This is a genomic window from Flavobacterium sp., assembly GCF_028712645.1.
Lineage (GTDB): Bacteria > Bacteroidota > Bacteroidia > Flavobacteriales > Flavobacteriaceae > Flavobacterium.
On record NZ_JAQTPQ010000004.1, the window covers coordinates 1 to 22,811 of the forward strand.

21 protein-coding genes are annotated in these 22,811 nt (G+C 32.1%); 18 read left to right on the forward strand and 3 right to left on the reverse strand.

What is annotated here, in order from left to right:
• Window positions 1-210 precede the first annotated feature (210 nt).
• A complete protein-coding gene (locus tag PHC28_RS00490; RefSeq protein WP_300095474.1) occupies window positions 211-726 on the reverse strand; it encodes a GNAT family N-acetyltransferase in 516 nt (171 codons plus the stop codon).
• A 401-nt stretch (window positions 727-1,127) separates the two neighbouring features.
• Here PHC28_RS00490 and PHC28_RS00495 point away from each other — a divergent pair, with 401 nt between their 5' ends.
• Window positions 1,128-3,914, forward strand: coding sequence for an outer membrane beta-barrel protein (locus PHC28_RS00495; RefSeq protein WP_300095392.1), 2,787 nt, complete (start codon window positions 1,128-1,130; stop codon window positions 3,912-3,914).
• 73 nt (window positions 3,915-3,987) lie between these two features.
• Window positions 3,988-4,749, forward strand: a complete 762-nt coding sequence (locus PHC28_RS00500; RefSeq protein WP_300095395.1) for a GLPGLI family protein — start codon at window positions 3,988-3,990, stop codon at window positions 4,747-4,749.
• A gap of 113 nt (window positions 4,750-4,862) precedes the next feature.
• On the opposite strand, the gene PHC28_RS00505 is transcribed toward PHC28_RS00500, so the two are convergent.
• Window positions 4,863-5,171 carry a hypothetical protein gene (locus PHC28_RS00505; protein ID WP_300095398.1) on the reverse strand — a complete coding sequence of 103 codons (309 nt, stop codon included), beginning with the start codon at window positions 5,169-5,171 and terminating at the stop codon, window positions 4,863-4,865.
• Window positions 5,172-5,226: 55 nt separating this feature from the next.
• Window positions 5,227-6,279 carry a ferredoxin--NADP reductase gene (locus PHC28_RS00510; protein ID WP_300095400.1) on the reverse strand — a complete coding sequence of 351 codons (1,053 nt, stop codon included), beginning with the start codon at window positions 6,277-6,279 and terminating at the stop codon, window positions 5,227-5,229.
• Window positions 6,280-6,409: 130 nt separating this feature from the next.
• On the opposite strand from PHC28_RS00510, the gene PHC28_RS00515 reads away from it, so the two are divergent.
• The 16 genes from PHC28_RS00515 to PHC28_RS00590 all read left to right on the forward strand — a co-directional run bounded on the left by PHC28_RS00515 (window position 6,410) and on the right by PHC28_RS00590 (window position 22,797).
• On the forward strand, window positions 6,410-6,745 hold the full coding sequence (locus tag PHC28_RS00515; RefSeq protein ID WP_300095403.1) for a PadR family transcriptional regulator: 336 nt from the start codon (window positions 6,410-6,412) through the stop codon (window positions 6,743-6,745).
• 48 nt (window positions 6,746-6,793) lie between these two features.
• On the forward strand, window positions 6,794-7,465 hold the full coding sequence (locus tag PHC28_RS00520) for a hypothetical protein (protein WP_300095407.1): 672 nt from the start codon (window positions 6,794-6,796) through the stop codon (window positions 7,463-7,465).
• A 63-nt stretch (window positions 7,466-7,528) separates the two neighbouring features.
• Window positions 7,529-8,227 (forward strand): hypothetical protein, encoded by a 699-nt coding sequence (locus PHC28_RS00525; protein WP_300095410.1) that lies wholly within the window; start codon window positions 7,529-7,531, stop codon window positions 8,225-8,227.
• 57 nt (window positions 8,228-8,284) lie between these two features.
• Window positions 8,285-9,769 carry a DUF5687 family protein gene (locus PHC28_RS00530; protein WP_300095413.1) on the forward strand — a complete coding sequence of 495 codons (1,485 nt, stop codon included), beginning with the start codon at window positions 8,285-8,287 and terminating at the stop codon, window positions 9,767-9,769.
• Window positions 9,770-9,828: 59 nt separating this feature from the next.
• Window positions 9,829-10,524 carry an ABC transporter ATP-binding protein gene (locus PHC28_RS00535; protein ID WP_300095416.1) on the forward strand — a complete coding sequence of 232 codons (696 nt, stop codon included), beginning with the start codon at window positions 9,829-9,831 and terminating at the stop codon, window positions 10,522-10,524.
• 77 nt (window positions 10,525-10,601) lie between these two features.
• Window positions 10,602-13,385 (forward strand): tetratricopeptide repeat protein, encoded by a 2,784-nt coding sequence (locus tag PHC28_RS00540; RefSeq protein WP_300095418.1) that lies wholly within the window; start codon window positions 10,602-10,604, stop codon window positions 13,383-13,385.
• Between the two features lie 2 nt (window positions 13,386-13,387).
• Window positions 13,388-13,795, forward strand: coding sequence for a polymer-forming cytoskeletal protein (locus PHC28_RS00545; RefSeq protein WP_300095421.1), 408 nt, complete (start codon window positions 13,388-13,390; stop codon window positions 13,793-13,795).
• Window positions 13,761-13,994, forward strand: coding sequence for an AtpZ/AtpI family protein (locus tag PHC28_RS00550; RefSeq protein WP_300095424.1), 234 nt, complete (start codon window positions 13,761-13,763; stop codon window positions 13,992-13,994). Before PHC28_RS00545 ends, PHC28_RS00550 begins: the two co-directional genes overlap by 35 nt.
• 6 nt (window positions 13,995-14,000) lie before the next feature.
• A complete protein-coding gene (locus tag PHC28_RS00555) occupies window positions 14,001-14,399 on the forward strand; it encodes a hypothetical protein (protein WP_300095427.1) in 399 nt (132 codons plus the stop codon).
• A gap of 117 nt (window positions 14,400-14,516) precedes the next feature.
• Window positions 14,517-15,689, forward strand: coding sequence for a F0F1 ATP synthase subunit A (gene atpB, locus PHC28_RS00560; protein WP_300095430.1), 1,173 nt, complete (start codon window positions 14,517-14,519; stop codon window positions 15,687-15,689).
• Between the two features lie 31 nt (window positions 15,690-15,720).
• A complete protein-coding gene (gene atpE, locus PHC28_RS00565) occupies window positions 15,721-15,915 on the forward strand; it encodes an ATP synthase F0 subunit C (protein ID WP_103805844.1) in 195 nt (64 codons plus the stop codon).
• A 79-nt stretch (window positions 15,916-15,994) separates the two neighbouring features.
• Complete coding sequence (locus tag PHC28_RS00570; protein WP_300095436.1) at window positions 15,995-16,495, forward strand: F0F1 ATP synthase subunit B; 501 nt, start codon at window positions 15,995-15,997, stop codon at window positions 16,493-16,495.
• 1 nt (window position 16,496) lies between these two features.
• On the forward strand, window positions 16,497-17,033 hold the full coding sequence (gene atpH / locus PHC28_RS00575) for an ATP synthase F1 subunit delta (RefSeq protein ID WP_300095439.1): 537 nt from the start codon (window positions 16,497-16,499) through the stop codon (window positions 17,031-17,033).
• Window positions 17,034-17,049: 16 nt separating this feature from the next.
• Window positions 17,050-18,627, forward strand: coding sequence for a F0F1 ATP synthase subunit alpha (atpA, locus tag PHC28_RS00580; protein ID WP_300095442.1), 1,578 nt, complete (start codon window positions 17,050-17,052; stop codon window positions 18,625-18,627).
• 81 nt (window positions 18,628-18,708) lie between these two features.
• Window positions 18,709-19,569 (forward strand): ATP synthase F1 subunit gamma, encoded by an 861-nt coding sequence (gene atpG, locus PHC28_RS00585; RefSeq protein ID WP_300095445.1) that lies wholly within the window; start codon window positions 18,709-18,711, stop codon window positions 19,567-19,569.
• 255 nt (window positions 19,570-19,824) lie between these two features.
• The gene (locus PHC28_RS00590) at window positions 19,825-22,797 is read left to right on the forward strand and encodes a TonB-dependent receptor (RefSeq protein WP_300095448.1); all 2,973 of its coding nucleotides are present in this window, start codon (window positions 19,825-19,827) and stop codon (window positions 22,795-22,797) included.
• Window positions 22,798-22,811: the final 14 nt, after the last annotated feature.

Sequence of the window (22,811 nt, forward strand, 5' to 3'; positions counted from 1 at the left end):
TAATTGTTTAAAGGAAATTTACTTGTTTAGAAAACACAACCATATTAAGTTTGATGCTTCATCAGAAAAAGTAGCGCCTAAATTAGTTCCTTACGATTTAGTGCTTTACAATTTCCATAAGAACGCCTTATTTATGGCATAATTTATTTTGAAAAACATAAAAAAAAGACTGTTCATTGAGCAGTCTTTTTTATATTAATACATCTTCTATCAAAAAGTTTTATGAAGCACTTTTTCAAATGCTTTTCTCGGACTTCCTCTGAAATATACTTCTCCACAGTAAGTGTAACCTGATTTTTCAAAAATTTTCAACATTGCAATATTGTCGTAATTGGTGTCTGCTTTTACACTTAGAATATTGTTAGTAATCGCAAAATCTTCTATAAATTTGAATATCATTTTAGCCAGACCTTTTCCTAAATATTTTTCAGAAATAGCTAATCGGTGAAACACAATAAAATCATCATTGGTTAACCACTTTCCCTCAATTTTTTTATATGCAGGTTCGTTATTGACTACTACTGCGCAATAACCTACGATGGTTTTTCTATCAGTGAGAACATATCCTTCTCCTTTTTTAATGTCATTTTGCACAACTTCAGGATTTGGATAACCATCTTGCCATTGATTACTACCGTCTGCTTTTCTTCGTACTATGGCTTGTTGTAAAATGTTCCATATTTGAGAGATTTCAGAAATTTCAGCTTTTCTAAAGTGATAATTCATCATTGTAATTCGTTGTATTTTAGACTTTCGATTTTCATTCTGCCATTTTTAAACATCGTCGAAATTTACAAAAATTTAGAAGAACGTTGTACAAGCTTGACAAGTAAGAATTAAACTTTCGGCAATTTCACTATCAGTCAAAATCGAGTTTTTTGTCTTTTTAGAGGCACCTGTTTTTATTCGAGTTAAATAGCCACAGCAAACACCAACTTAGTAAGAAAAATCTTAACTTTTTAATAACTAAAAAAATTAATTTTTTTGGTGGGAATAATACTATTTTTGTTTTAAGTGCGTTAGATTTTGCACTCAAAGCTAACTTGAGGTGAAAGAGAATCGCTTTTTTGGATTAAGTTGCTTTTAGAAATCTTGAAATGCTAATACCATAAAAATAGAAACTATTTATGTCAAAAACTACACTATTAATTACAATTTTATTTTTATTTTCTTTTTCCGTCTTTTCTCAAAAAGCAAACATTTCAGGTGTTTTAACGGATGGTAACGAAAACACACCTGTTTATAATTCAGTTATTGCTTTACTAACTCCTAAAGATTCTATTTTATATAAGTTTACTCGATCGGATAAAAAGGGAAACTTTGACATCAAAGATGTAAAAGCTGGAAATTATATTATGATGACATCACATAGGCAATATGCCGATTATTTAGAGGATATAACCATTAATGAAACCGAAAAAAACCTAGGAACAATTGTTTTGATAAGCAAAATTAATGCGCTAAGAGAAGTAATTATAAAGACGGGTTCAATTAGAATTAAAGGAGACACAACCAGTTACAGAGCAAGTGATTTTGTTGTAAGTGCTAATGCTAATGTAGAAGAATTACTAAAAAAACTACCAGGAATACAAGTGGATAAAAATGGCACTATAAAAGCAATGGGTGAAACGGTACAAAAAGTATTGGTAGATGGAGAAGAATTTTTTGGAGATGATCCAGGTATGGCAGTGAAAAATTTGCGAGCCGATGCAGTAAAAGAGGTTCAAGTTTTTGATAAAAAAAGTGATCAAGCCGAGTTTACAGGGATAAATGATGGAGAAACTAAAAAGACAATTAACCTAAAATTAAAAGAAGATAGAAAGAAAGGGTATTTTTGTAAAATAGACGCGGCAAATGGACCATTAACAACTATCGATTCCAGATACAATAGCAATCTTATGTTTAGTAGTTTTAAAGGAAAAAGAAAACTATCCGCTTTTTTATTAAATGGGAACACAGGACAAGATGGACTTGACTGGCAAGACAGTGATAAATATGGAGCACGAGATAATAATGTGAGTATGAGTATGGATGATGATGGAAATGTGAATTATGAATGGACTGGCGGCAATAATGACGAAGAACCTTATGTTGACACTCAAAATGGTTTTATCAAAAACACTAACGCAGGATTGCAGTACAGTAACAAGTGGAATGACAAACAAACATTGAATTTATCGCCAAAATATAATAATCAAATTTACACAAACAATAATAGTAAGATTACCCAAACGCAAGTAGGAGAAACCCAATTAAACGAAAACAAATCCACGGCAAGCAATGTAAACAGAAGTAATTTTAAACTTAATGCTACTTATGACGTAAAGTTAGATTCTATAAACTCCTTAAAAATTACCGCTAAAACCAATTTTTATACTACCGATAGCGATGAATTTACAAATGGAACTACAACAGGAGATGGTGGATTGTTAAAAAACAAACAACAAAAAACATTTATAACTAATTCTGACAAAACATCTTTGTCTGCAAGTGTTTTGTTTAAACATAAATTCGCCAAAGCACGTCGTACATTTTCTGTAAACAGTAGTTGGAACACTTTGAATACCAATTCAAATAATTTTTTAAAGTCTTCCAATGAAAGTTATGATGGAGGTATTTTTTCCTCTAAGGAAGATGTAGATCAAAATAAAATAGGAGAAAAAACAAATCAAAATATTGCCCTAAACGTTGCTTATACAGAGCCTATTGGCAAGAGATTTGCATTGCAAATTGCCCATCAAATTACATATAATAATGGCGAAAGTAATTATTTAACTTATGATTATTCAGATATTACAGGTAAGTATGATTTGGTTGTGAATTCTTTATCAAACCAGTTTAAACAGGCAATAACAACAAATAAGCCTAATATAAAATTGAGTTACAATTCCAAAAAAATAAATTATAGTTTTGGAAGTGGTTTTGGTTTTACTTCGTTTGATTTGCAAGATCAAACTTTAAACAAAGAATACAAGCGAAGCTATACCAATTTTTATCCAAATGCGAATTTTTCCTATAAGTACAAAAGCAATAGTAATTTGCGTATCAATTATCAAGGTGCAACTACACAGCCGACTATCGATCAATTACAACCTTTAAGAAACAATCAAGATTTTTTCAATCAAATAGTAGGTAATCCAGATTTAAAGCAATCCTTTACCAATAGTGTAAGTATATTTAATAGTAGTTATAGTATTTTAACCGAATCCCATTTTTACCAAAGTATTTTTCTTAGAGCCACGTCCAATTTAATTTCTTACAACAAAGATATAGATCCAGAAAGCGCTAAAACAATTACCAAACCCATAAACACAAACGGAAATTTCTCTGGAAATTTTTATTTTGGATATGGATTTAAGATAAAAAAAATTGATTTACAAGTAAGCCTTAATCCAACTGTTAGCTATAATAAATCAGTACTTAGTATTAACAATAAAATCAGCAATTCCAATACTTTAAATTCAGGATTTAGAGTTTATTTAAATAAATCAAAAGAAAAGAAATACGAAATTAGTTTAAGTAATAATTTTTCAAATAGCAGGAGCAGTACTTCTCAAAACAATGAAAAAAAATCATTTAACACCAATAATTTGGACTTGGATATAGGGGTTTATTTCAATGAAAAATGGAAATTATCTACAGACTACAATTTATCTACAAGACAAAAAACAATCGATTTTCAGGACAATCTTACTAATCAATTATGGAATGCAAGGCTACAACGCACTTTCAAAAACGATGAGTTTACAGCTTATATAATGGTTCGAGATATTTTGAATCAGAATATTGGCATAAAAAGATCTGTATATGAAAATACAATTTCAGAAGAACAAAACGATAGACTCAAAAGATATGCTATGATAGGATTTACCTGGAATTTTAAAAACAAAGGCGAAAAAACAAAAAATAAATAACACGTTTATTGGGTTGTAACTATTGCAAATTTCAATGGCAATTTCTCAACCCTCAAAACATTACCCACAACCTATGAAATCAACCCTTTTTTTTATAGCAGCACTAATTTTTACAACTACATCAATAGCGCAGCAATTTATAGATAAAGCTGTAATTGAATATGAGGTAAATACCAATCTCAAAAAAACGATGAGCAATGATAGTTGGGACGAGATGATGAAAGACAACATCTCAGACCTAAAAACATCTTATTACACCTATACTTTTGCAGACAACAAAAGCATCTATAAATTTGATAGATGGAGTCCAAAAACAAGAGTTTCTAAACGCGAAAAAGATGCAGATGAAGAAAATATCTGGTATTTTGATTTTGGAGCCAAAAAAATGATAATGCAAAAACAAATAGTAGGAACTAATTTTGTGATAGCAGATAGTATACAAAATATTCAATGGAAAATCACCAATGAAAACAGAGAAATAGCAGGTTATAACTGCCGAAAAGCCGTGGGCAAAATAATGAATGACGTGTATGTATTTGCTTTTTACACAGACGATATTACCATTTCCGGCGGTCCATGCTCTATAAATGGATTACCAGGTTTGATTTTGGGACTTTCAATACCAAGATTATACACCTCATTTATAGCAACAAAAATAGATTTAAATAACAATAATTCATCTGATATAAAACCAATTACAGCCAAAAAAACCTATAACTTAATAGGTCTAAAGACCGAGATGGAAGAAAAAACGAAGGATTGGTTCAGTTATGGCGAGGATAAAGAAGAAAACAAAAGACAAAAAAATCTTTTTTTGTGGAATGCTTTTTTATAAAATTTTTATCATTCCACCTTTTTTAAACATCGTCGTAATCCACAAAAATTGCTGCGGATGTAGGACGTGCTTGACAACTAAGAATTAAACCTTCGGCGTTCCTGACAATGACGCTATAAATAAATCTTTTCGTCTTGGCAACGCTTTAAAATATAGCTTTTCAGGTTCGAAATGGTTGCAGGATAATGGGGCGCTTCAAAACCAAAACGCTCGTGTTCCATTTGTTCTTTCTCGATGGCATTGCAGCCTTTAATCACTTCTTTGAGCATATCGAGCATCGCCAATTCTTTATTGTTGGTTTTCTGAAATTTAAACTCCACGATTTCATCCTGCAATTGCTCGCAATAGTCCAAAAGTTGCGCCACTTCGAGTTCATCGAGTAGGGAAGGATTGGTTTTGAATATTTCTCGGGTGGATTTCATATAAAATGGCGATTTCAATAATTGGAATTTGGAATTTCAACATTGGAATTTTACCTTAAACATCATCAAAATCCACCACAATTTCTGCGGAGGTAGGATGTGCTTGGCAAGTTAAAACCAAACCATCGGCGACTTCTTTATCGGTTAGAATGGAGTTTTTTTTCATTTCGGCCGTTCCTGATTTTACTCGGGCGAGACAGCTGCTGCAAATTCCACCTTGGCAAGAATAGGGAGCATCGATGCCTTGTTTTAGGGCTGCTTCGAGGATGGTTTGTTTTTGCGACATTTCGAAAGTCGTTTCCTCATCGTCAACGAGAATGGAGATTTTCGTGTGACCTTCCAATGATTTTTCGATTTTATTTTCGGCAGTTGAAGTTGAAAATAATTCGAACTTGATATTTTTTTCAGCAATGTTATGTTCTTTTAAAACAGTCGAAACGGTGTTAATCATTTCTTCGGGACCACACAAATAGAACTTGTCGAATTCCAATTCCTTGTGTTTGTTATTCAAGACAAAATTTACCACAGATTTATCTATTCTTCCAAATAATTCGCCATTAACATTCGCTTGACTGAAAACATAATGCACAAATAATCGTCCTGTATATTTGAATTGTAAATCGTGTAATTCTTGATGAAATATAGTTTCGTCAGCTGATTTATTTCCGTAAACCAAAACAAAAGAACTTCGAGGTTCGCTTTTCAAAACCGATTTTAGAATGGAAATTACAGGAGTGATTCCGCTTCCAGCCACAAAAGCGGCGTAGTTTTTTTGTCGGTCAACTTGAGGTTCAAATGTGAATTTCCCTTCAGGTTTTCCTACCTCAATTAAATCACCAACTTTTAGTTTTGTATTGGCAAATTGGGAGAAATTCCCGTTTTTAACTGCTTTTACAGCAATTCGCAATTCGCCACTATCGGGTGAAGAACAAATAGAATAAGCTCGGCGAATTTCCTGTCCGTCAAGGGTCAATCTTAAATTAACATATTGACCTGCAATGAAGTTATAATTGGATTTTAATTCCTCGGGAATATTAAAAAGGATGGAAACTGCGGATGAAGTTTCGCGTTTTATCTCTTTTATAACAAGTTTCTTGAATGATGGCATTTTAATAGTTTTTTACAAAGATAGTAAACGCTTCAGGTTTCTAAAAATCAAAATTATTGAAAATTTTATACCTAAATTAATTATGTATAAGTTTCTTATGTATATTTGTGATTCAAAATTGAAAATGAAGATGAAAAACTCACAATTATACAAAGGAAGTCTCAACACCATTATTATGAAATTGCTGGAAGAAAACGGCAAGATGTACGGTTACGAAATTACCCAAAAAGTAAAAGCCATTACACAAGGCGAACTTAATATTACCGAAGGAGCCTTGTATCCTGCTTTGCATAAATTGGAAGCCGAAGGCTTGCTGGATGTTGAGATTGAAAAAGTGGATAATCGTTTGCGAAAATACTATAAACTCACCGAAACTGGAACAAAAGAAACGGTGAACCGTTTGAGCGAATTGGAAGATTTTATTAGGAATATGCAGAGTTTAGTGAACCCAAAATTTGAATTTTAATGCAAACCTAACAGGTTTTTAAAACCTGTTAGGTTTAAAACAATAAATATGAAACTATCCACCCAACAAATCGCTACAATAGACGAGACCTTAGTGTTGAACGGACTCATTTATGACGACATCAAACTAGAAGTTACGGATCATATTGCATCTGAAATTGAAACGAAAATGAAGGAAAACAAACTTTCGTTTGAAGATGCTTTGTATAAAGTTTTGCTGAATTGGAAAGAGCAAATGAAACCGAGTTACTCTTTTTGGTTAGGGAGTAAAAATGTGGCTCCTAGGATTGTGATTGATAAATTGATTTTAAATTCAAAACAACAACAATTAAAAGGAGTATTAATTGCATTTTTCATTGCTGTTTTATTGACCATTTTTTCGAGAAATATAGATAATGAAATAGTATTTACAAATATGAGAATGGTATTAAAAACCATTTTTTCATTAGAACTTTTGTTGTTATTAGTGGGCAAATATCTGATTTGGAAATCAATAACAACAACATCTTTTGGATTTTTTTATAAAAAATTAGGATTTTCAATTATGTTATTCCTTTTTTATTTGGCAATAGGGATAATGCCAATGAGATTTGTTAATCCTGATTTAGTTTTAAATTTAGTTTTTAATTTTTTCCCAAGTTTATATTTAGTTCTTCCAATATATTATTTACAACTCGCTTACAAACATTTTCAATTCGAGAAAAAATTTAAATTATATTAAAAACGAATCGTATCTCACAAACCCGACAGGTTTTAAAAACCTGTCGGGTTTAAAACAACAACAATGAAATTAACCACCGAACAAATAGACCAATTATACACTTTTACCCGCCAGCATTATGTAGAATGGTATGATTTGCAATCCGAACTAGTCGATCATTTGGCGAATGCCATAGAAACGCAATGGCAAGAAAACCCCAAACTTACTTTTGAAGAAGTCTTGAATAAGGAATTTGGAAAATTTGGTGTCTTTGGTTTTATGGATGTGGTCGAAGAAAAGCAAAAATTCTTGGGAAAGAAATACAATCGGTTGGTGTTCTCTCATATTGCAACATTTTTTACGCTTCCAAAGATTCTTTTGACAATTACGGCAACTTGGGCTTTGTTTCTCGTGTTTAAATGGAGTCGTTTCAACGGAGAATTTATTTTATTTTTTTATGTTTTGTTACTTGGGTTTGCTTTTTACGCCATTATTAAAAACCGAATGCAACGAAAACAGCAAATAAAGGAAAACCAAAAATGCTGGCTGTTTGACGAAATTATGAATCAATACGGCAGTTTTACTGGAACTATTATTTTTCCGCTCAATTTTTTCTTGCAAATTTTTAATCACGGAAATCGATTTTTAAGTAATGATTATGCAATTGGTTTCACGAGTTTTTTTCTAGTTTTGATGACTTTGTTGCTTTATGTAATGTTTGTTTTAATTCCATCTAAATCAAAAGAGTACTTGATGCAAACTTATCCAGAATATTCTGTTTAATCTTTGTAACTTTTTTCTACTTTTATTAACTAATCACGAAATCCAAAACCACAATATATGTTCAAACATTTTATCAATCTCGAATTTAAAGCTTTTTTCCGTTCGGCAAGTTTAGGGAAAAGCATCGGTCTAAAAATCCTGATGGGATTCTTGGCGGTTTATTTTTTGCTTTCTTTTCTAGTTTTGGGAATTGCGCTTTATCCCATTTTAGAGAAAAGTTTCCCAGGACAAAAACCTTTAACCATCGTAAATAATTTTGTAATTTTCTGGATGGCTGCTGATTTAATTTTGCGTTTTTTTATGCAAAGTTTGCCAGTTATGAACATTAAACCTCTGATGGTTTTGCCTATAAAAAAAGAAAAAGTAATTCACTTTGTGTTGCTAAAAAGCTTGACTTCGGTGTATAATATTTTCCCTCAATTGATGATTATTCCTTTCGGGATATTTTGTATTTTGAACGGGAATTATACCACAATCAACATTATCGTTTGGATGTTGGCGATGTATTCATTGGCTTTAATTGTAAATTACACCAATTTTTTAATCAAGAAGAAGTTTGCCGAAAACATAAAATTATTTCTTGTTTTCGTGGCTTTTGGGTTAGTTTTAGCAGCGTTGGAATATTTTGAAATTTTCAAAATCAGTACAACTATTGGTGCCGTTTTAAACACATTGGTCGAACAACCGGTTTTGGCTCTTGTTCCAATTTTGATTTTGGTGGGAATGTACTTTTTGAATTTCAATTATCTAAAAAACAACTTTTATTTAGATAACAGCTTACAATCAAAATCAAAAGAAGCAACAACAACTGATTTGGGCTGGACAAAACGCTTTGGCGAAATTGCTCCCTTTTTGCAATTGGATTTAAAATTAATTTGGAGAAACAAACGACCACGAACCACGGTTTGGATGTCATTTATATTTTTGGCTTACGGATTAATTATTTACACCAATCCGCATTATAAAGATATGTCGGCCTTTTTTGTAGTTGTTGGTATCTTGATGACGGGAATTTTTATGCTCAACTTTGGGCAATTTATTCCTTCGTGGGACAGTAATTATTACGGAATGATGATGTCGCAAAATATTCCTTTGAAACAATATTTAGCTTCAAAAGCGGGACTAATGTCAGTTTCGGTTGTTGTTTTGGCGATTTTGAGCACGCCTTATTTGTATTTTGGATGGCGAGTTTTGGCAATTAATTTAGCGTGTGCCACCTATAATTTGGGTGTGAATATTCCAGTTTTATTATTTGCAGGATCTTATAACAAAAAGAAAATCGACTTAGAGAAAAGTCCGTTTATGAATTATCAAGGAACAGGGGCGACTCAATGGATTGTAGGATTGCCTTTGATGGCATTGCCAGCATTGCTTTTTTATGGTGTTTCAACTATTTTTAATCCAGAAATTGCCATAATTGTTTTGGCATTATTAGGCATCATAGGAATTGGAATGAGAAATTTCCTGATTGATAAAATCGCACAAGGTTTTCGTAAAAGAAAATATGCCACCATTGATGGCTTTAAACAACAAGAAAGCTAAACTTTTTTTAGTTTAATTTCAGAACAAACAATCTAATTAACCGAATAAACATTTTAATAATGATACAAGTCAATCAACTTTCAAAAAAATACAACGGAACTACGGTTTTAAAAATAGATTCTTTAGAAATTCCTAAAGGACAAAGCTTCGGGCTGGTAGGTAATAATGGCGCAGGAAAAACCACTTTTTTCAGTTTGTTGTTGGATTTAATTCAACCTTCAACAGGAAATATAATTAACAACGAAGTTCAGGTAAATATTTCTGAAAATTGGAAACCTTTTACATCTTCCTTTCTTGACGAAAGTTTCCTGATTGGTTATTTGACTCCCGAAGAATATTTTTATTTTATTGGTGATTTGCGCAATCAAAACAAAGCTGATGTTGATTCTTTATTAGCGAAACACGAGGAATTTTTTAATGGAGAAATCCTGAAAAACAAAAAATATCTTCGCGATTTATCCAAAGGGAATCAAAAGAAAGTGGGAATTATCGCCACACTCATTGGCAATCCAGAAGTGGTGATTCTTGACGAGCCTTTTGCTAATTTGGATCCAACAACGGTGAACCGATTAAAAAAAATTATCAAAGAACTCGCCGAAAACCCAGATGTTACTGTTTTGGTTTCAAGTCACGATTTACAGCATACAGTTGAGGTTTGTGACAGAATAGTAGCCTTAAATAAAGGTGAAATTGTAAAAGATATTCAAACATCAACAGAAACCTTGCAAGAGTTGGAAACGTTTTTTGCGGTTTAAATTTCCATATTTCAAAAAGAAACGTATTTTTACCAGTCATTATACTAAAACCGACTTTTAAAAGTTAAATGAAATAAATGTTTCCATTGAAAACCAGCACTTACAAACACCTATTTTTTTTAGGATTTTTATTTTTCTTGATAGCTTGTTCTACCAAGAAAGACACTTTTTTGGCTAGAAAATCACATGCTCTAAGCACAAAATACAACATTTTATTTAACGGAGAAATAGGATTAGACAAAGGAATTGAAGGAATAAAAGCGAATAGCAAAGACAACTTTTGGAAACGATTGCCTATCGAAAGAATGCAAATCAATGAGGATTTAGCTGGGGCAGACAAACCAAAAAATACTGATTTTGAACTTGCCGAAGCCAAAGCCACCAAAGCGATTCAAAAACATTCGATGAACATTGGTGGAAGAGAAAAAAACAGCCAAATTGACGAAGCTTATTTACTGCTTGGCAAGGCTCGTTATTATGACCAAAGATTTATTCCTGCCTTAGATGCTTTCAATTATATTTTATACAAATATCCCAACAGTAGCAAGATTTATGAGGCTAAAATTTGGAGAGAAAAAACCAATATGCGTCTTGGTAATGACGAACAAGTTATAAAAAACATTAGCAAACTATTAGACGAAAAAAAGTTAAAAAATCAAGTTATTGCTAATGCTAATGCATTACTTTCAGAGGCTTTTTTAAACATAGAAGAAAAAGACAGCGCTATTTCGAAATTAAAAATTGCTGAAAATTACACTAAAATAAATTCTGAAAAAGCTAGATATCGTTTTATTCTTGGGCAATTGTATCAGGAATTAGGCAAAAAAGACAGTGCTGTTTATTGCTTTCAATCGGTAATAAATAGGAATAGAAAATCCGAAAGGAAATATGTAATTCAGGCTTATGCCAAAAAAGCTGAGCTGTTTGATTATGAAAGTGGAGATAAAAATGCTTTTGTAAAAACATTCGATAAACTTGCTGCCGATAGAGAAAACCGTCCATTTTTAGATATTATTTATTATGAAACAGGAGTGTTTTATGACAAAAACGACAATCAAAAATTAGCAAAAAAGTTTTATAATTCTTCCTTAAAAAGCAGATCGACAGATACTTATTTAGAAGCATCGAACTATAGAAATTTAGGAAATATGCATTTTAAAAATGCTGAATATCCTATTGCTGCAAAATATTATGACAGCACATTAGTTAAACTTGAAGCTAAAACAAGAGAATTCATTCACATTCAAAAAGTCAGAAAGGATTTAGATGAAGTTATTGAATACGAATCTATTGCTACAAGGAATGATAGTATATTAAATGTAGTTTCGAAGTCTGATGCTGATAGAATTTTATACTTTGAAGATTATATTGTTAAGTTGAAAAAGTCTGATGAAGACAAAAGAATTGCCGAAGAAAAACAAAAAAAGCTTCTTGAAAACATTGACAGGTTCAATAAAATTGGCTCTGACGATCCCGCTACAAGTGCTCAAGTTTTGGGAAAACAAACAAAAAAACCAGGACTTGCTCCACCTTCATTTGCTGATGCTTCTGCAAAAGCGGCAGCAAGCGTTTTTTATTTTTACAATACTTCAACAGTTGCTTTTGGAAAATTAGAATTCAAAAAAAGATGGGGAAACAGGTCTTCAAATGGCTACTGGAGATTACCAAACATCAAAATAGAATCTAGTGTTAATGACACTATCAATAGTGATAAATCAATAGCTAATAACAAATTAGCTGACGCAAAAATAATCGAAGTATACACAGTCGATTATTATTTAAAACAACTTCCGAAAACACAAGCAGAAATAGACAGTATTGCTAAGGAACGAAATTTTTCCTATTATCAATTGGGAGTTATTTATAAAGAAAAATTCAAGGAGTATGAATTGGCTAGTAATAAATTGGAACAGTTATTAAAAAACAATCCAGAAGAAAAACTGGTTCTTCCATCGATGTACAATCTGTATAAAATTTATCAGATTACCGATAACGCTATGGCGGAAGATATGAAAATCAAGATTTCTAGTCAATTTCCGAATTCTCGTTATACACAGATTATCAACAACTCCAACTCGAATAACGCATTGTCAGGCGGAACACCAGAAGGAGTTTATGACGAATTATATAATCTGTTTCAAGAAGAAAGGTTCGTCTCTGTATTAAACAAAATTGATGATCTGATTAATCAATTTTCAGGAGACGAAATTGTATCGAAATTCGAATTGCTAAAAGCAAACACCATCGGAAAACTTCAAGGATTAGAAGCCTATAAAAAAGCAATGCAAAATGTTGCTGATAATTATCCAAACAGTGAAGAAGGCAAGAAAGCACAAGAGATTTTAACGACTGAAATACCGTCTTTAGAACAAGTTAGTTTTAACAAAGTTGATACAAAAAAATGGAAAATTTTATATAGAATTAAAGCTTTAGACGATAAAACAGCAAATTCAATAGAAGAAAATATCAATAAATTTATTACCACTGAAAACCACAAAATTCTAACCTATTCGTGTGATAATTATACCGAAAAAGAAATGTTTATTGTTATTAACGGTATCAATTCAGAAGAATATGCAAAGGCAATAGCCAAAACTTTAAATGAAAAATATAAGGTTACTGAACCTGTAATTACAATAACGAATGACAATTACAAAGTAGTTCAAATTAATAAAAATATAGAAGAATATTTAGCTCCGCCAAAAGCAGAAGCGGTTCCTCAAACAGCAATTCCTCAATCAGTAATTCCAGAAAAAAGAACCCCAGCTTCAAAAAAATCAGAAGCAAAAACACCTCCGGCAGGTATTCAAAACAGGCAGGATAAGAATAATCCAAATCCTAATTCACCTCAAATGAAATAAATATGTTCGAATCAAAACCAAAAAAATATACAGAACTTTTAGGAAAGACGAATAGAATTGTAGAGGGAACAATTATCAAAGGAGATATTATTTCTCAAGCTGACTTTAGGCTTGACGGAGAATTAATAGGAAATTTTCAATCGAAAGGGAAAATAGTTATTGGTCCAACAGGAAGTGTTACGGGTGATATTATTTGCAAAAATGCTGATATTGAGGGTAAATTTAATGGCAAGATTCAGGTTATCGAAATATTGAACGTAAAATCAAAAGCAAGTATTTACGGCGAAGTAACAGTCGGAAAATTATCTGTAGAACCGGGTGCTGATTTTAGTGCTTCTTGTATGATGAAGACTAACACAAAAAACCTCAGTTTAAATGAAGGAAAGCCAAGAACCGAAGAAGCAAGCTAATAATAAGTGGCTCGCCTTTATAAATATTCCTATACAAATGGGGGCAATCATTTTTTTGTTCTCCTATTTTGGAAATTGGCTGGACGAAAATTATCCAAATTCGCATAATGTATTCGTCAAAATACTGACATTGGTGGGAGTTGCACTTGCCTTTTATAATTTAAACAGACAGTTAAAAGACATCAACAAATCTTCATAAACCTAAATGAATTTAAAAAAATATCAGCCCTTACTTGAGGTTTTAGTGATTTCTCTTTTGTTTTACCTCTCCCACAAACTGTTTTTCATCCTGAATGAAACCAATCCAAAATTTCAAGATTTCCATTTTCCAATTGAATACATTTATGGTTTTTTCTTTACTTGCTCACTTGTTATTATTCTTATATTGATAAAAGTGAAGGAAAAAAGTATTGATAATGTAGGCAATACCTTCTTATTAACTACCTGTATCAAGATGGCAATTTCATATACGATTTTGTTGCCAATTTTACAATCTAAAAATTTAAATAGGGATGTCGAAAAAATTGATTTTTTCATCATTTTTGCCTTGTTTTTAACAATTGAAACCATTGTAACCATAAGAATTTTAAACAATAAGCAATAAATCGTATTTAAAACGACAATTCTTCCATTTTTTTTTATTTAATGCTTTTGGCATATAAATTTAAAATGTACCTTTGCACCCAATTTCAGAAAGTAAAAATTAAGATATTTAACAGATATGGTGATTTCAAACAAACCACTTAGATTTATAATAGCAATTTTAATAGCCTGTTTACCAATATTTGGTTTTGCAAACAATCCATCAGAAGGTACTCCTGTACAAACTGAAACGACAGTCGTTGCGAATGAAGTTGCTCCAAAAGAAGCTGATGAATCTTCCGAAATTAAAGAACAAATTAAAGAAGTAATTGGTCATCACGTTCTTGATGGTCACGAATTTTCTCTTTTTGCAGACAAAGAAACAGGAGCTCACTACGGATTTGCATTGCCAATCATTCTTTGGGATAATGGAGTTCACTTTTTCTCTTCTTCAAAATTCAATCACGGAGAATCAGTTGCCGAATCTAACGGTAACTACTACAAATTACACCACGAAAAAATATTCAAATCTGATGCTACAGGAAAAATTCTTGTTGAAGAGATAAAAACAATTAAAGACGGTAAAGAGATTGTTACTGAAAAAGAACTTCAGCCTATTGATTTGTCAATCACAAAAGGGGTTTTGACAATTATGGTTGTGGCAATGTTGATGTTTTTATTGTTTACCAGTTTAGCAAAATCATATACTAAAAACGGTGGAATTTCTTCTGGTTTTGGAAGGCTTTTTGAACCAATTGTATTGTACATTCGTGATGAAATTGCTATTCCTAACATTGGCAAAAAGCACTATAAAAAATATATGAGCTATTTGTTGACCATCTTTTTCTTTGTTTGGTTTTTAAATATCTTTGGATTGACTCCGCTAGGAATCAACGTTACAGGAAATATTGCAATAACTTTTGGTCTTGCAATCATCACTTTTATAATCACAAATACTACCGCTAACAAAAATTATTGGGGACACATTTTCTGGATGCCAGGCGTGCCAGTTCCGATGAAAATTATTTTGGCTCCAATAGAACTTTTGGGAGTATTTATTAAACCATTTGCTCTAATGATACGTTTGTATGCGAATATTTTTGCAGGACATATTGTATTGATGAGCTTAATTGGATTAATGTTTATTTTCAAAAATTGGTTGGGAAGTAGTTTGTCCTTTATGTTGTCATTCGCCATTTCAACAATTGAGATATTAGTTGCACTGTTGCAAGCTTATATTTTCACAATGCTATCTGCCTTATATTTTGGATCGGCAGTAGAAGAACACGGGCACGAAGAGTCGCACGTTTAATCAGAATGTTTAATTTTTAATACATATTTTTATGGAAATTCCTAAAATCATTGGAGCAGGATTAGTAGTTATTGGAGCAGGTATTGGTATCGGTAGAATCGGTGGTTCTGCAATGGATGCTATCGCTCGTCAACCAGAAGCTACTGGAAAAATTCAAACAGCTATGCTTATTGCAGCTGCGCTTATTGAAGGTATTGGTTTTGCAGCTTTGTTTGCAGTAAACTAAAAAAACAAAAAGCTGCAACGGTTGGTTGTGGCTTTTGTTTCTTAAATTAAATTAAAAGATTACAATATAAAGATATATTATGGAAAAGTTAATAAGTGATTTTTCGTTTGGGTTATTCATCTGGCAAACAATAATATTTGTAGGATTGGTTTTGCTATTGAAAAAATTTGCTTGGAAACCAATTCTTGATGCCGTTAACGAAAGAGAAGAAGGAATTAAAAATGCTTTGCTTTCAGCTGACAATGCTAGAAAAGAGATGCAAAATCTTCAATCTGACAATCAACGTATTTTGCAAGAAGCAAGAATGGAACGTGATTCTTTATTAAAAGATGCACGTGAAATGAAAGACAAAATGGTTGCTGATGCAAAAAACGAAGCTCAAGCACAAGGTTTGAAAATGATCGAACAAGCAAAAGCAGCTATCGAAAGCGAAAAAAATGCAGCTATGGCAGAATTGAGAAAACAAGTTTCTAATTTGTCAATCGAAATTGCCGAGAAGTTATTAAAAGAAGAACTATCTAACAAAGAAGCTCAAGTAAAATTAGTGGAAAAAATGTTAGGCGACGCTAAATTAAACTAATATGTCAAGTACAAGAGCAGCAATTCGTTATGCAAAAGCTATTTTAGATATAGCAGACTCTAAAAAAGTCGCTTCTGAAGTGAGTGCTGATATGGCATTGATTGCATCAACTATAACATCGAATTCAGAATTGAGTTCTTTCATCCAAAATCCGCTAATCGTAACGGAAACTAAAAAGGATGTTGTTTCAGAGGTTTTTGTTTCAGTAAATGTTGTAACTAAAAGTCTTTTCCAATTACTATTGGAAAACAAAAGATTTGAAATTTTGGACGGCATTGCAGTAGAATATAACAAATTGTTTGATATTATGAATGGTGTGGAAGTAGCGAAAGTTACTACAGCTATTCCAATGGATGCAGCTTTGGAAGCTAAAGTTTTGGCTAAAATAGCAACATTTTCATCAAGCAAAAAAATTACAATTGAAAACACGGTAGACCCTTCAATCATTGGAGGATTTATTTTAAGAATAGGCGACAAGCAATACAACGCTTCCATTGCCGACAGATTACAAGTATTAAAGAGAGAATTAAGTAACTAGTTATTTATAAATAATTATGGCGGAAATTAAACCTGCTGAGATTTCAGCAATATTAAAAAAGCAAGTAGAAGGTTTTGAATCTGGTGCTACATTAGAAGAAGTAGGTTCTGTACTTCAAGTTGGGGATGGAATTGCTCGTGTTTACGGACTTTCTAATGTTCAATACGGTGAGCTTGTAGAATTTGACAATGGTCTTGAGGCTATTGTATTGAATCTTGAAGAAGACAATGTTGGGGTTGTACTTTTAGGACCATCAACAGGAATCAAAGAAGGTTCTACTGTAAAAAGAACACAACGTATTGCATCTCTAAAAACAGGAGAAGGAATTGTAGGTCGTGTAGTTAACACACTTGGTCAACCAATTGATGGTAAAGGACCAATTGCTGGTGAATTATTCGAAATGCCATTAGAAAGAAAAGCTCCTGGAGTTATCTTCCGTCAGCCAGTAACTGAGCCATTACAAACAGGTATCAAAGCAGTAGATGCAATGATTCCAGTAGGTCGTGGACAACGTGAGCTAGTTATTGGTGACCGTCAAACAGGTAAATCAACTGTTTGTATCGATACTATCTTAAATCAAAAAGAATTTTACGATGCAGGAAAACCTGTATTCTGTATATATGTTGCAATTGGACAAAAAGCGTCAACTGTAGCAGGAATCGCTAAAATGTTGGAAGAAAAAGGTGCAATGGCTTATACAGTTATTGTTGCTGCAAATGCTTCTGATCCAGCTCCGATGCAAGTATATGCTCCTATGGCAGGTGCTGCAATTGGAGAATATTTTAGAGATTCAGGTCGTCCAGCTTTAATTGTTTATGATGATTTATCTAAACAAGCTGTTGCTTACCGTGAGGTTTCTCTTTTATTAAGAAGACCACCGGGACGTGAAGCATATCCTGGAGACGTTTTCTACTTACACTCTCGTTTATTAGAAAGAGCTTGTAAAGTAATTGCTGATGATGATATTGCTAAAAATATGAATGACTTGCCAGATACTTTAAAAGGTATCGTAAAAGGTGGTGGTTCATTGACTGCTTTGCCAATTATCGAAACTCAAGCTGGTGACGTTTCTGCATACATCCCAACTAACGTAATTTCGATCACAGATGGTCAGATTTTCTTGGATGGTGATTTGTTTAACTCAGGGGTTCGTCCAGCGATTAACGTAGGTATTTCTGTATCTCGTGTTGGAGGTAACGCTCAGATTAAATCAATGAAAAAAGTAGCGGGTACATTAAAATTAGACCAAGCACAATACCGCGAATTAGAGGCGTTTGCAAAATTTGGTTCTGATTTGGATGCTGTTACTTTGAACGTAATTGAAAAAGGAAAAAGAAACGTTGAGATTTTGAAACAAAATCTTAACGACCCTTATACTGTTGAAAACCAAACTGCCATTATCTATGCAGGTTCTAAAAACTTGTTGCGTAATGTTCCTGTGAATAAAGTAAAAGAATTCGAAAAAGATTACTTGGAATTCTTGAACAACAAAAACAGAGCAACACTTGATGCTTTGAAAGCAGGAAAACTGACTGACGAAATCACAGATGTTCTTGAAACAGTAGCAAAAGAAGTTTCGGCGAAATATAACTAAATATAGTTTATTGTTTTTAGTTTATTGTTTGTGGTTCGCCCAACAATAAACGGAAAACAACAAACAACAAACAGCATATAAATGGCAAATTTAAAGGAAATCCGTAATAGAATTACTTCCGTTTCATCGACGATGCAGATTACTGCTGCGATGAAAATGGTTTCTGCAGCAAAGCTAAAGAAGGCACAAGATGCCATCACAGCAATGCGGCCTTATGCCGAAAAATTAACGGAATTACTACAAAATCTTTCAGCTACTCTTGACGGAGATGTTGGGGGAGAATTCACAAAACAACGTGAAATCAAGAAAGTATTGGTTGTTGCCATCACTTCGAATAGAGGTTTGTGTGGTGCTTTCAATACCAATGTTATCAAAGAAGTTAAAAACCGTGCTGATTATTACGCAGGAAAGCAAGTTGATGTTTTTGCTATCGGAAAAAAAGGAAATGATATTTTGACTAAAACGCTTACGGTTGTAGACAATCAAAGTCACGTTTTTGATGCATTAACTTTTGAAAATGTTACTGTAATTGCTGAGACATTGACTCAGAAATTTGTTACTGGTGAGTATGACAAAATAGAATTGGTATACAATCAATTTAAAAATGCTGCAACTCAAATCGTTCAAGTAGAACAATTTTTGCCTTTGGCTCCAATACAATCTGATAAGCCAGCTTCAACAGGTGATTATATCTTCGAACCTTCAAAAGAAGAAATTGTTTTGACTTTGATTCCAAAATCATTGAAAACACAATTGTACAAAGGAGTTAGAGATTCATTTGCATCTGAACACGGAGCGCGTATGACTGCAATGCACAAAGCAACAGACAACGCAACCGAATTGAGAGATCAATTGAAATTAACATACAACAAAGCACGTCAAGCTGCGATTACTAATGAGATTCTTGAAATCGTTGGTGGAGCGGAAGCTTTGAAAGGATAATATTTTTTTTAGAATATATATTAAAAAGTCCCGCAATTGCGGGACTTTTTTTGCTTTTTGTATTTTATTAAGGATATAAAATTTACATAAAATTGAATTTAACTCAAATTCAACAAATAATTATTGTTAAGCTCACAATAAATTAACCTTTAAGGTTTTTATTGAGAATTTGTTAATGTACAATTAACATTCACGATTTTCATTAAAAGTACTTTTGTACCATATTTTAAGAGTTTTTTAATCAATATTATTTCAATGAAACTATCTTTCCTTATTCCTTTTTTATTTCTTGTTTCTTCTGTGTTTTCTCAAAACTCATTTAAAGAGGAGAAAAAAGAATTTTCAAGAACTTTAACTAATACTAACGATGGCTCAATAATAAAAGGTACAGTGATTGAAGAAGCTACTGGAAAACCATTACCAGGTGTTCAAGTTATAGTAGTGGGAACAAAGTTGTTTACTGTTACAGATTCTGACGGGAGCTTTAACTTGAGAAAAATGGAAGCAGGTAAATACAACTTGCAATTTTCGTTATTTTCTTTTTCAACCAAAATTATTTCAGATGTAGAAGTTATTAATAACGAAGCAACAGTATTGACTGTTTCTTTATCGGAAATGAATGGAGTTCTTGATGAAGTTGTAATAAAAACTGTTAAGGCAAAAGCAGAATCAATCAATTCACTTTTGACAATGCAAAAAAACAGTATTCGAGTTTCTGATGGAATTTCGGCCGAAAGTATAAAAAGAACCCCAGATAAAACTACTTCTGATGTTTTAAAACGTATTAGTGGTGCTAGTGTTCAAGACAACAAATTTGTTATTGTTAGAGGTTTGAATGAGCGTTATAATACGTCGTATTTAAATGGAGCTCCTCTTCCTAGTTCTGAACCAGATAGAAAAGCTTTTGCATTTGATATTTTTCCGGCTAATATGATAGATAACTTAGTTATTTATAAAACAGCATCTCCAGATTTACCTGGAGAATTTGCAGGTGGTGTAATTGAAATTAATACAAAGGCAACTCCAGATAAAAATTTTCAAACAGTTTCAATTGGAGGTTCTTATAATACCATTACTACAGGTAAAAACCGATTATATTCTCAAGACACAAAAACAAGATTACCTTCCGATTTTCCATCAACTGAAGCATTTCAAAGCATTCAAAAGAATCGTACAGAGAGCAATCTTTTGAATATTGCTGATTTATCCAAAACCTATCAAACGGATTGGAGCTTGAAATATAAAACTTTTAGTCCTAATACTAGTTTTCAATACACATTGGGTAGGTATTTTAAATTAAAAGGAGACGAAAGAGTAGGGATGTTACTTTCTGTAACCAATAATGTTTCTAATGATTATAATGTAATAATTAAAAGAACTTATGAAACTCCAGGAGCACTAAACAAAGACTTGGTGTTAAATAAATATAACACACAAAAGCTTTTTGCTGCTATTGCCAACGTTTCTTTAAAATTAAACACAAGAAATTCATTTAGTTTTAAAAACTTGTATAGTGTAAATAGTTTAAACAAAGTGATAGACGAAGATGGACGCTTGTCTCAAAATGATCCTATTTATGCTAGTACAACTACTCGATTTTATTCAATTAATAAGATTTATTCTGGACAATTAATTGGCGAACATTTCTTGCCAGTAAGTAAAATAAAAATAAACTGGGTTGGTTCTTATAATGCTGTAAATAGAGAGGTTCCTAATGAGCGCAGAAATTCCTATATCTATGTAAAAAATGATGACGGAACATTTACAACACCCTCTGCTTCATTTTCATTAAATGCCATAGGAAGTGAATATCCAGGTTCAATCTTTAGTTCAAAAAATGTAGAATCTATTTTTAGTACTAAAGTTGATGTAAGCAAAAAAATAAATTTTTCAGATTCTTTTAGCGCTGATATAAAAATTGGTGGTTTAACTCAAGCAAGAAATAGAGACTTTCAAGCTAGACAATTGGGATATGTGAAGTTCAATGGTAGAATAGGGAATGTAAATTATGGTAATAGCACATTTTTATCTCCAATTTCTACTCAAGGAAACGAAACTATTTTTAACGCTTCGAATATGGGAATTCTTGGACCAAAATCTAGTGGATTAGTACTTTATGATGGTACAAAAGGAACAGATGCCTATACAGCAGAATCTAAATTAGACGCTGCCTATGTTATGGTAGATAATGCTTTTAATAAATTTAGGGTTATTTGGGGAGCAAGATTAGAAAATTATTCTCAAAAGTTAAATTCAAAAGAAGACTCTGGAAAACCAATTTTAGTTGACAAGTCTAAACTTGATATCTTGCCGTCTATAAATATAATTTATAGTCTTAACAAAAAACAAAATATTAGATTAAGTGGTTCAAAAACTTTAAACCGTCCAGAGTTTAGAGAATTAGCACCATTTGTTTTTTATAATCCTGAGACCGCACATAATACTGAGGGAAATCCAAATTTGAAAATTGCTACTATTGAAAATGCTGATTTGCGATATGAACTTTTCCCGGGGAAAGGGCAAGTATTTTCTGTTTCTACTTTTTATAAACGTTTTACAAATCCTATAGAAATTCAAGCCAAAGCGAATAATACTGATAAGTATGAAAATGCAAAATCAGGACGAAATTTTGGAGTAGAGCTTGAATATAGGACTTTATTCAGTTCCATATTTGGATCTAAAGAAACAAAAATATTAGATGATTTAACGTTTTTTACCAACTTGGCTGTTATACGTTCTAAAGTAGATATTTCTAATTTAGTGAATTCTCCTACACTGGTAGATATTCCAATGCAAGGACAATCACCTTATGTTTTTAATGCAGGATTACAATATATGAATAAAGAAAAAGGTTGGTCTTCGGCTTTAAATCTTAACAAAATTGGAAATAGAATTAATATCCACGGAAACCAAACAACAGGTAGTTCAACACCAGCTTATTGGGAAAAAAGCAGAGCTTTTTTAGATTTTCAATTAGCTAAAAGTTTCTTGAAAAATAAATTAGAATTGAAACTTAATATTCAAAATATCTTGGCTCAAGATTTAATTATTTATCAAAATAATGATTTAGAAAGCACCCCAAAAATAAAAGGATTCAAATCAGTTATGAATTCAGTTTTTACGGGAGACTCTCAAAATAAAAATGGGTATAATAGCAAGGAAGACGATTTGAACTTTAGTACAAAATTTGGACAATCTTTTTCACTTACATTAAACTATAGTTTTTAAAAACAGAAAAAGTT

Coding starts and splice junctions, on each gene's coding strand:
- PHC28_RS00490 (WP_300095474.1), bottom strand. CDS start 726: ATGAATTATCACTTTAGAAAAGCTGAAATTTCTGAAATCTCTCAAATA.
- PHC28_RS00495 (WP_300095392.1), top strand. CDS start 1,128: ATGTCAAAAACTACACTATTAATTACAATTTTATTTTTATTTTCTTTT.
- PHC28_RS00500 (WP_300095395.1), top strand. CDS start 3,988: ATGAAATCAACCCTTTTTTTTATAGCAGCACTAATTTTTACAACTACA.
- PHC28_RS00505 (WP_300095398.1), bottom strand. CDS start 5,171: ATGAAATCCACCCGAGAAATATTCAAAACCAATCCTTCCCTACTCGAT.
- PHC28_RS00510 (WP_300095400.1), bottom strand. CDS start 6,279: ATGCCATCATTCAAGAAACTTGTTATAAAAGAGATAAAACGCGAAACT.
- PHC28_RS00515 (WP_300095403.1), top strand. CDS start 6,410: ATGAAAAACTCACAATTATACAAAGGAAGTCTCAACACCATTATTATG.
- PHC28_RS00520 (WP_300095407.1), top strand. CDS start 6,794: ATGAAACTATCCACCCAACAAATCGCTACAATAGACGAGACCTTAGTG.
- PHC28_RS00525 (WP_300095410.1), top strand. CDS start 7,529: ATGAAATTAACCACCGAACAAATAGACCAATTATACACTTTTACCCGC.
- PHC28_RS00530 (WP_300095413.1), top strand. CDS start 8,285: ATGTTCAAACATTTTATCAATCTCGAATTTAAAGCTTTTTTCCGTTCG.
- PHC28_RS00535 (WP_300095416.1), top strand. CDS start 9,829: ATGATACAAGTCAATCAACTTTCAAAAAAATACAACGGAACTACGGTT.
- PHC28_RS00540 (WP_300095418.1), top strand. CDS start 10,602: ATGTTTCCATTGAAAACCAGCACTTACAAACACCTATTTTTTTTAGGA.
- PHC28_RS00545 (WP_300095421.1), top strand. CDS start 13,388: ATGTTCGAATCAAAACCAAAAAAATATACAGAACTTTTAGGAAAGACG.
- PHC28_RS00550 (WP_300095424.1), top strand. CDS start 13,761: ATGAAGGAAAGCCAAGAACCGAAGAAGCAAGCTAATAATAAGTGGCTC.
- PHC28_RS00555 (WP_300095427.1), top strand. CDS start 14,001: ATGAATTTAAAAAAATATCAGCCCTTACTTGAGGTTTTAGTGATTTCT.
- atpB (WP_300095430.1), top strand. CDS start 14,517: ATGGTGATTTCAAACAAACCACTTAGATTTATAATAGCAATTTTAATA.
- atpE (WP_103805844.1), top strand. CDS start 15,721: ATGGAAATTCCTAAAATCATTGGAGCAGGATTAGTAGTTATTGGAGCA.
- PHC28_RS00570 (WP_300095436.1), top strand. CDS start 15,995: ATGGAAAAGTTAATAAGTGATTTTTCGTTTGGGTTATTCATCTGGCAA.
- atpH (WP_300095439.1), top strand. CDS start 16,497: ATGTCAAGTACAAGAGCAGCAATTCGTTATGCAAAAGCTATTTTAGAT.
- atpA (WP_300095442.1), top strand. CDS start 17,050: ATGGCGGAAATTAAACCTGCTGAGATTTCAGCAATATTAAAAAAGCAA.
- atpG (WP_300095445.1), top strand. CDS start 18,709: ATGGCAAATTTAAAGGAAATCCGTAATAGAATTACTTCCGTTTCATCG.
- PHC28_RS00590 (WP_300095448.1), top strand. CDS start 19,825: ATGAAACTATCTTTCCTTATTCCTTTTTTATTTCTTGTTTCTTCTGTG.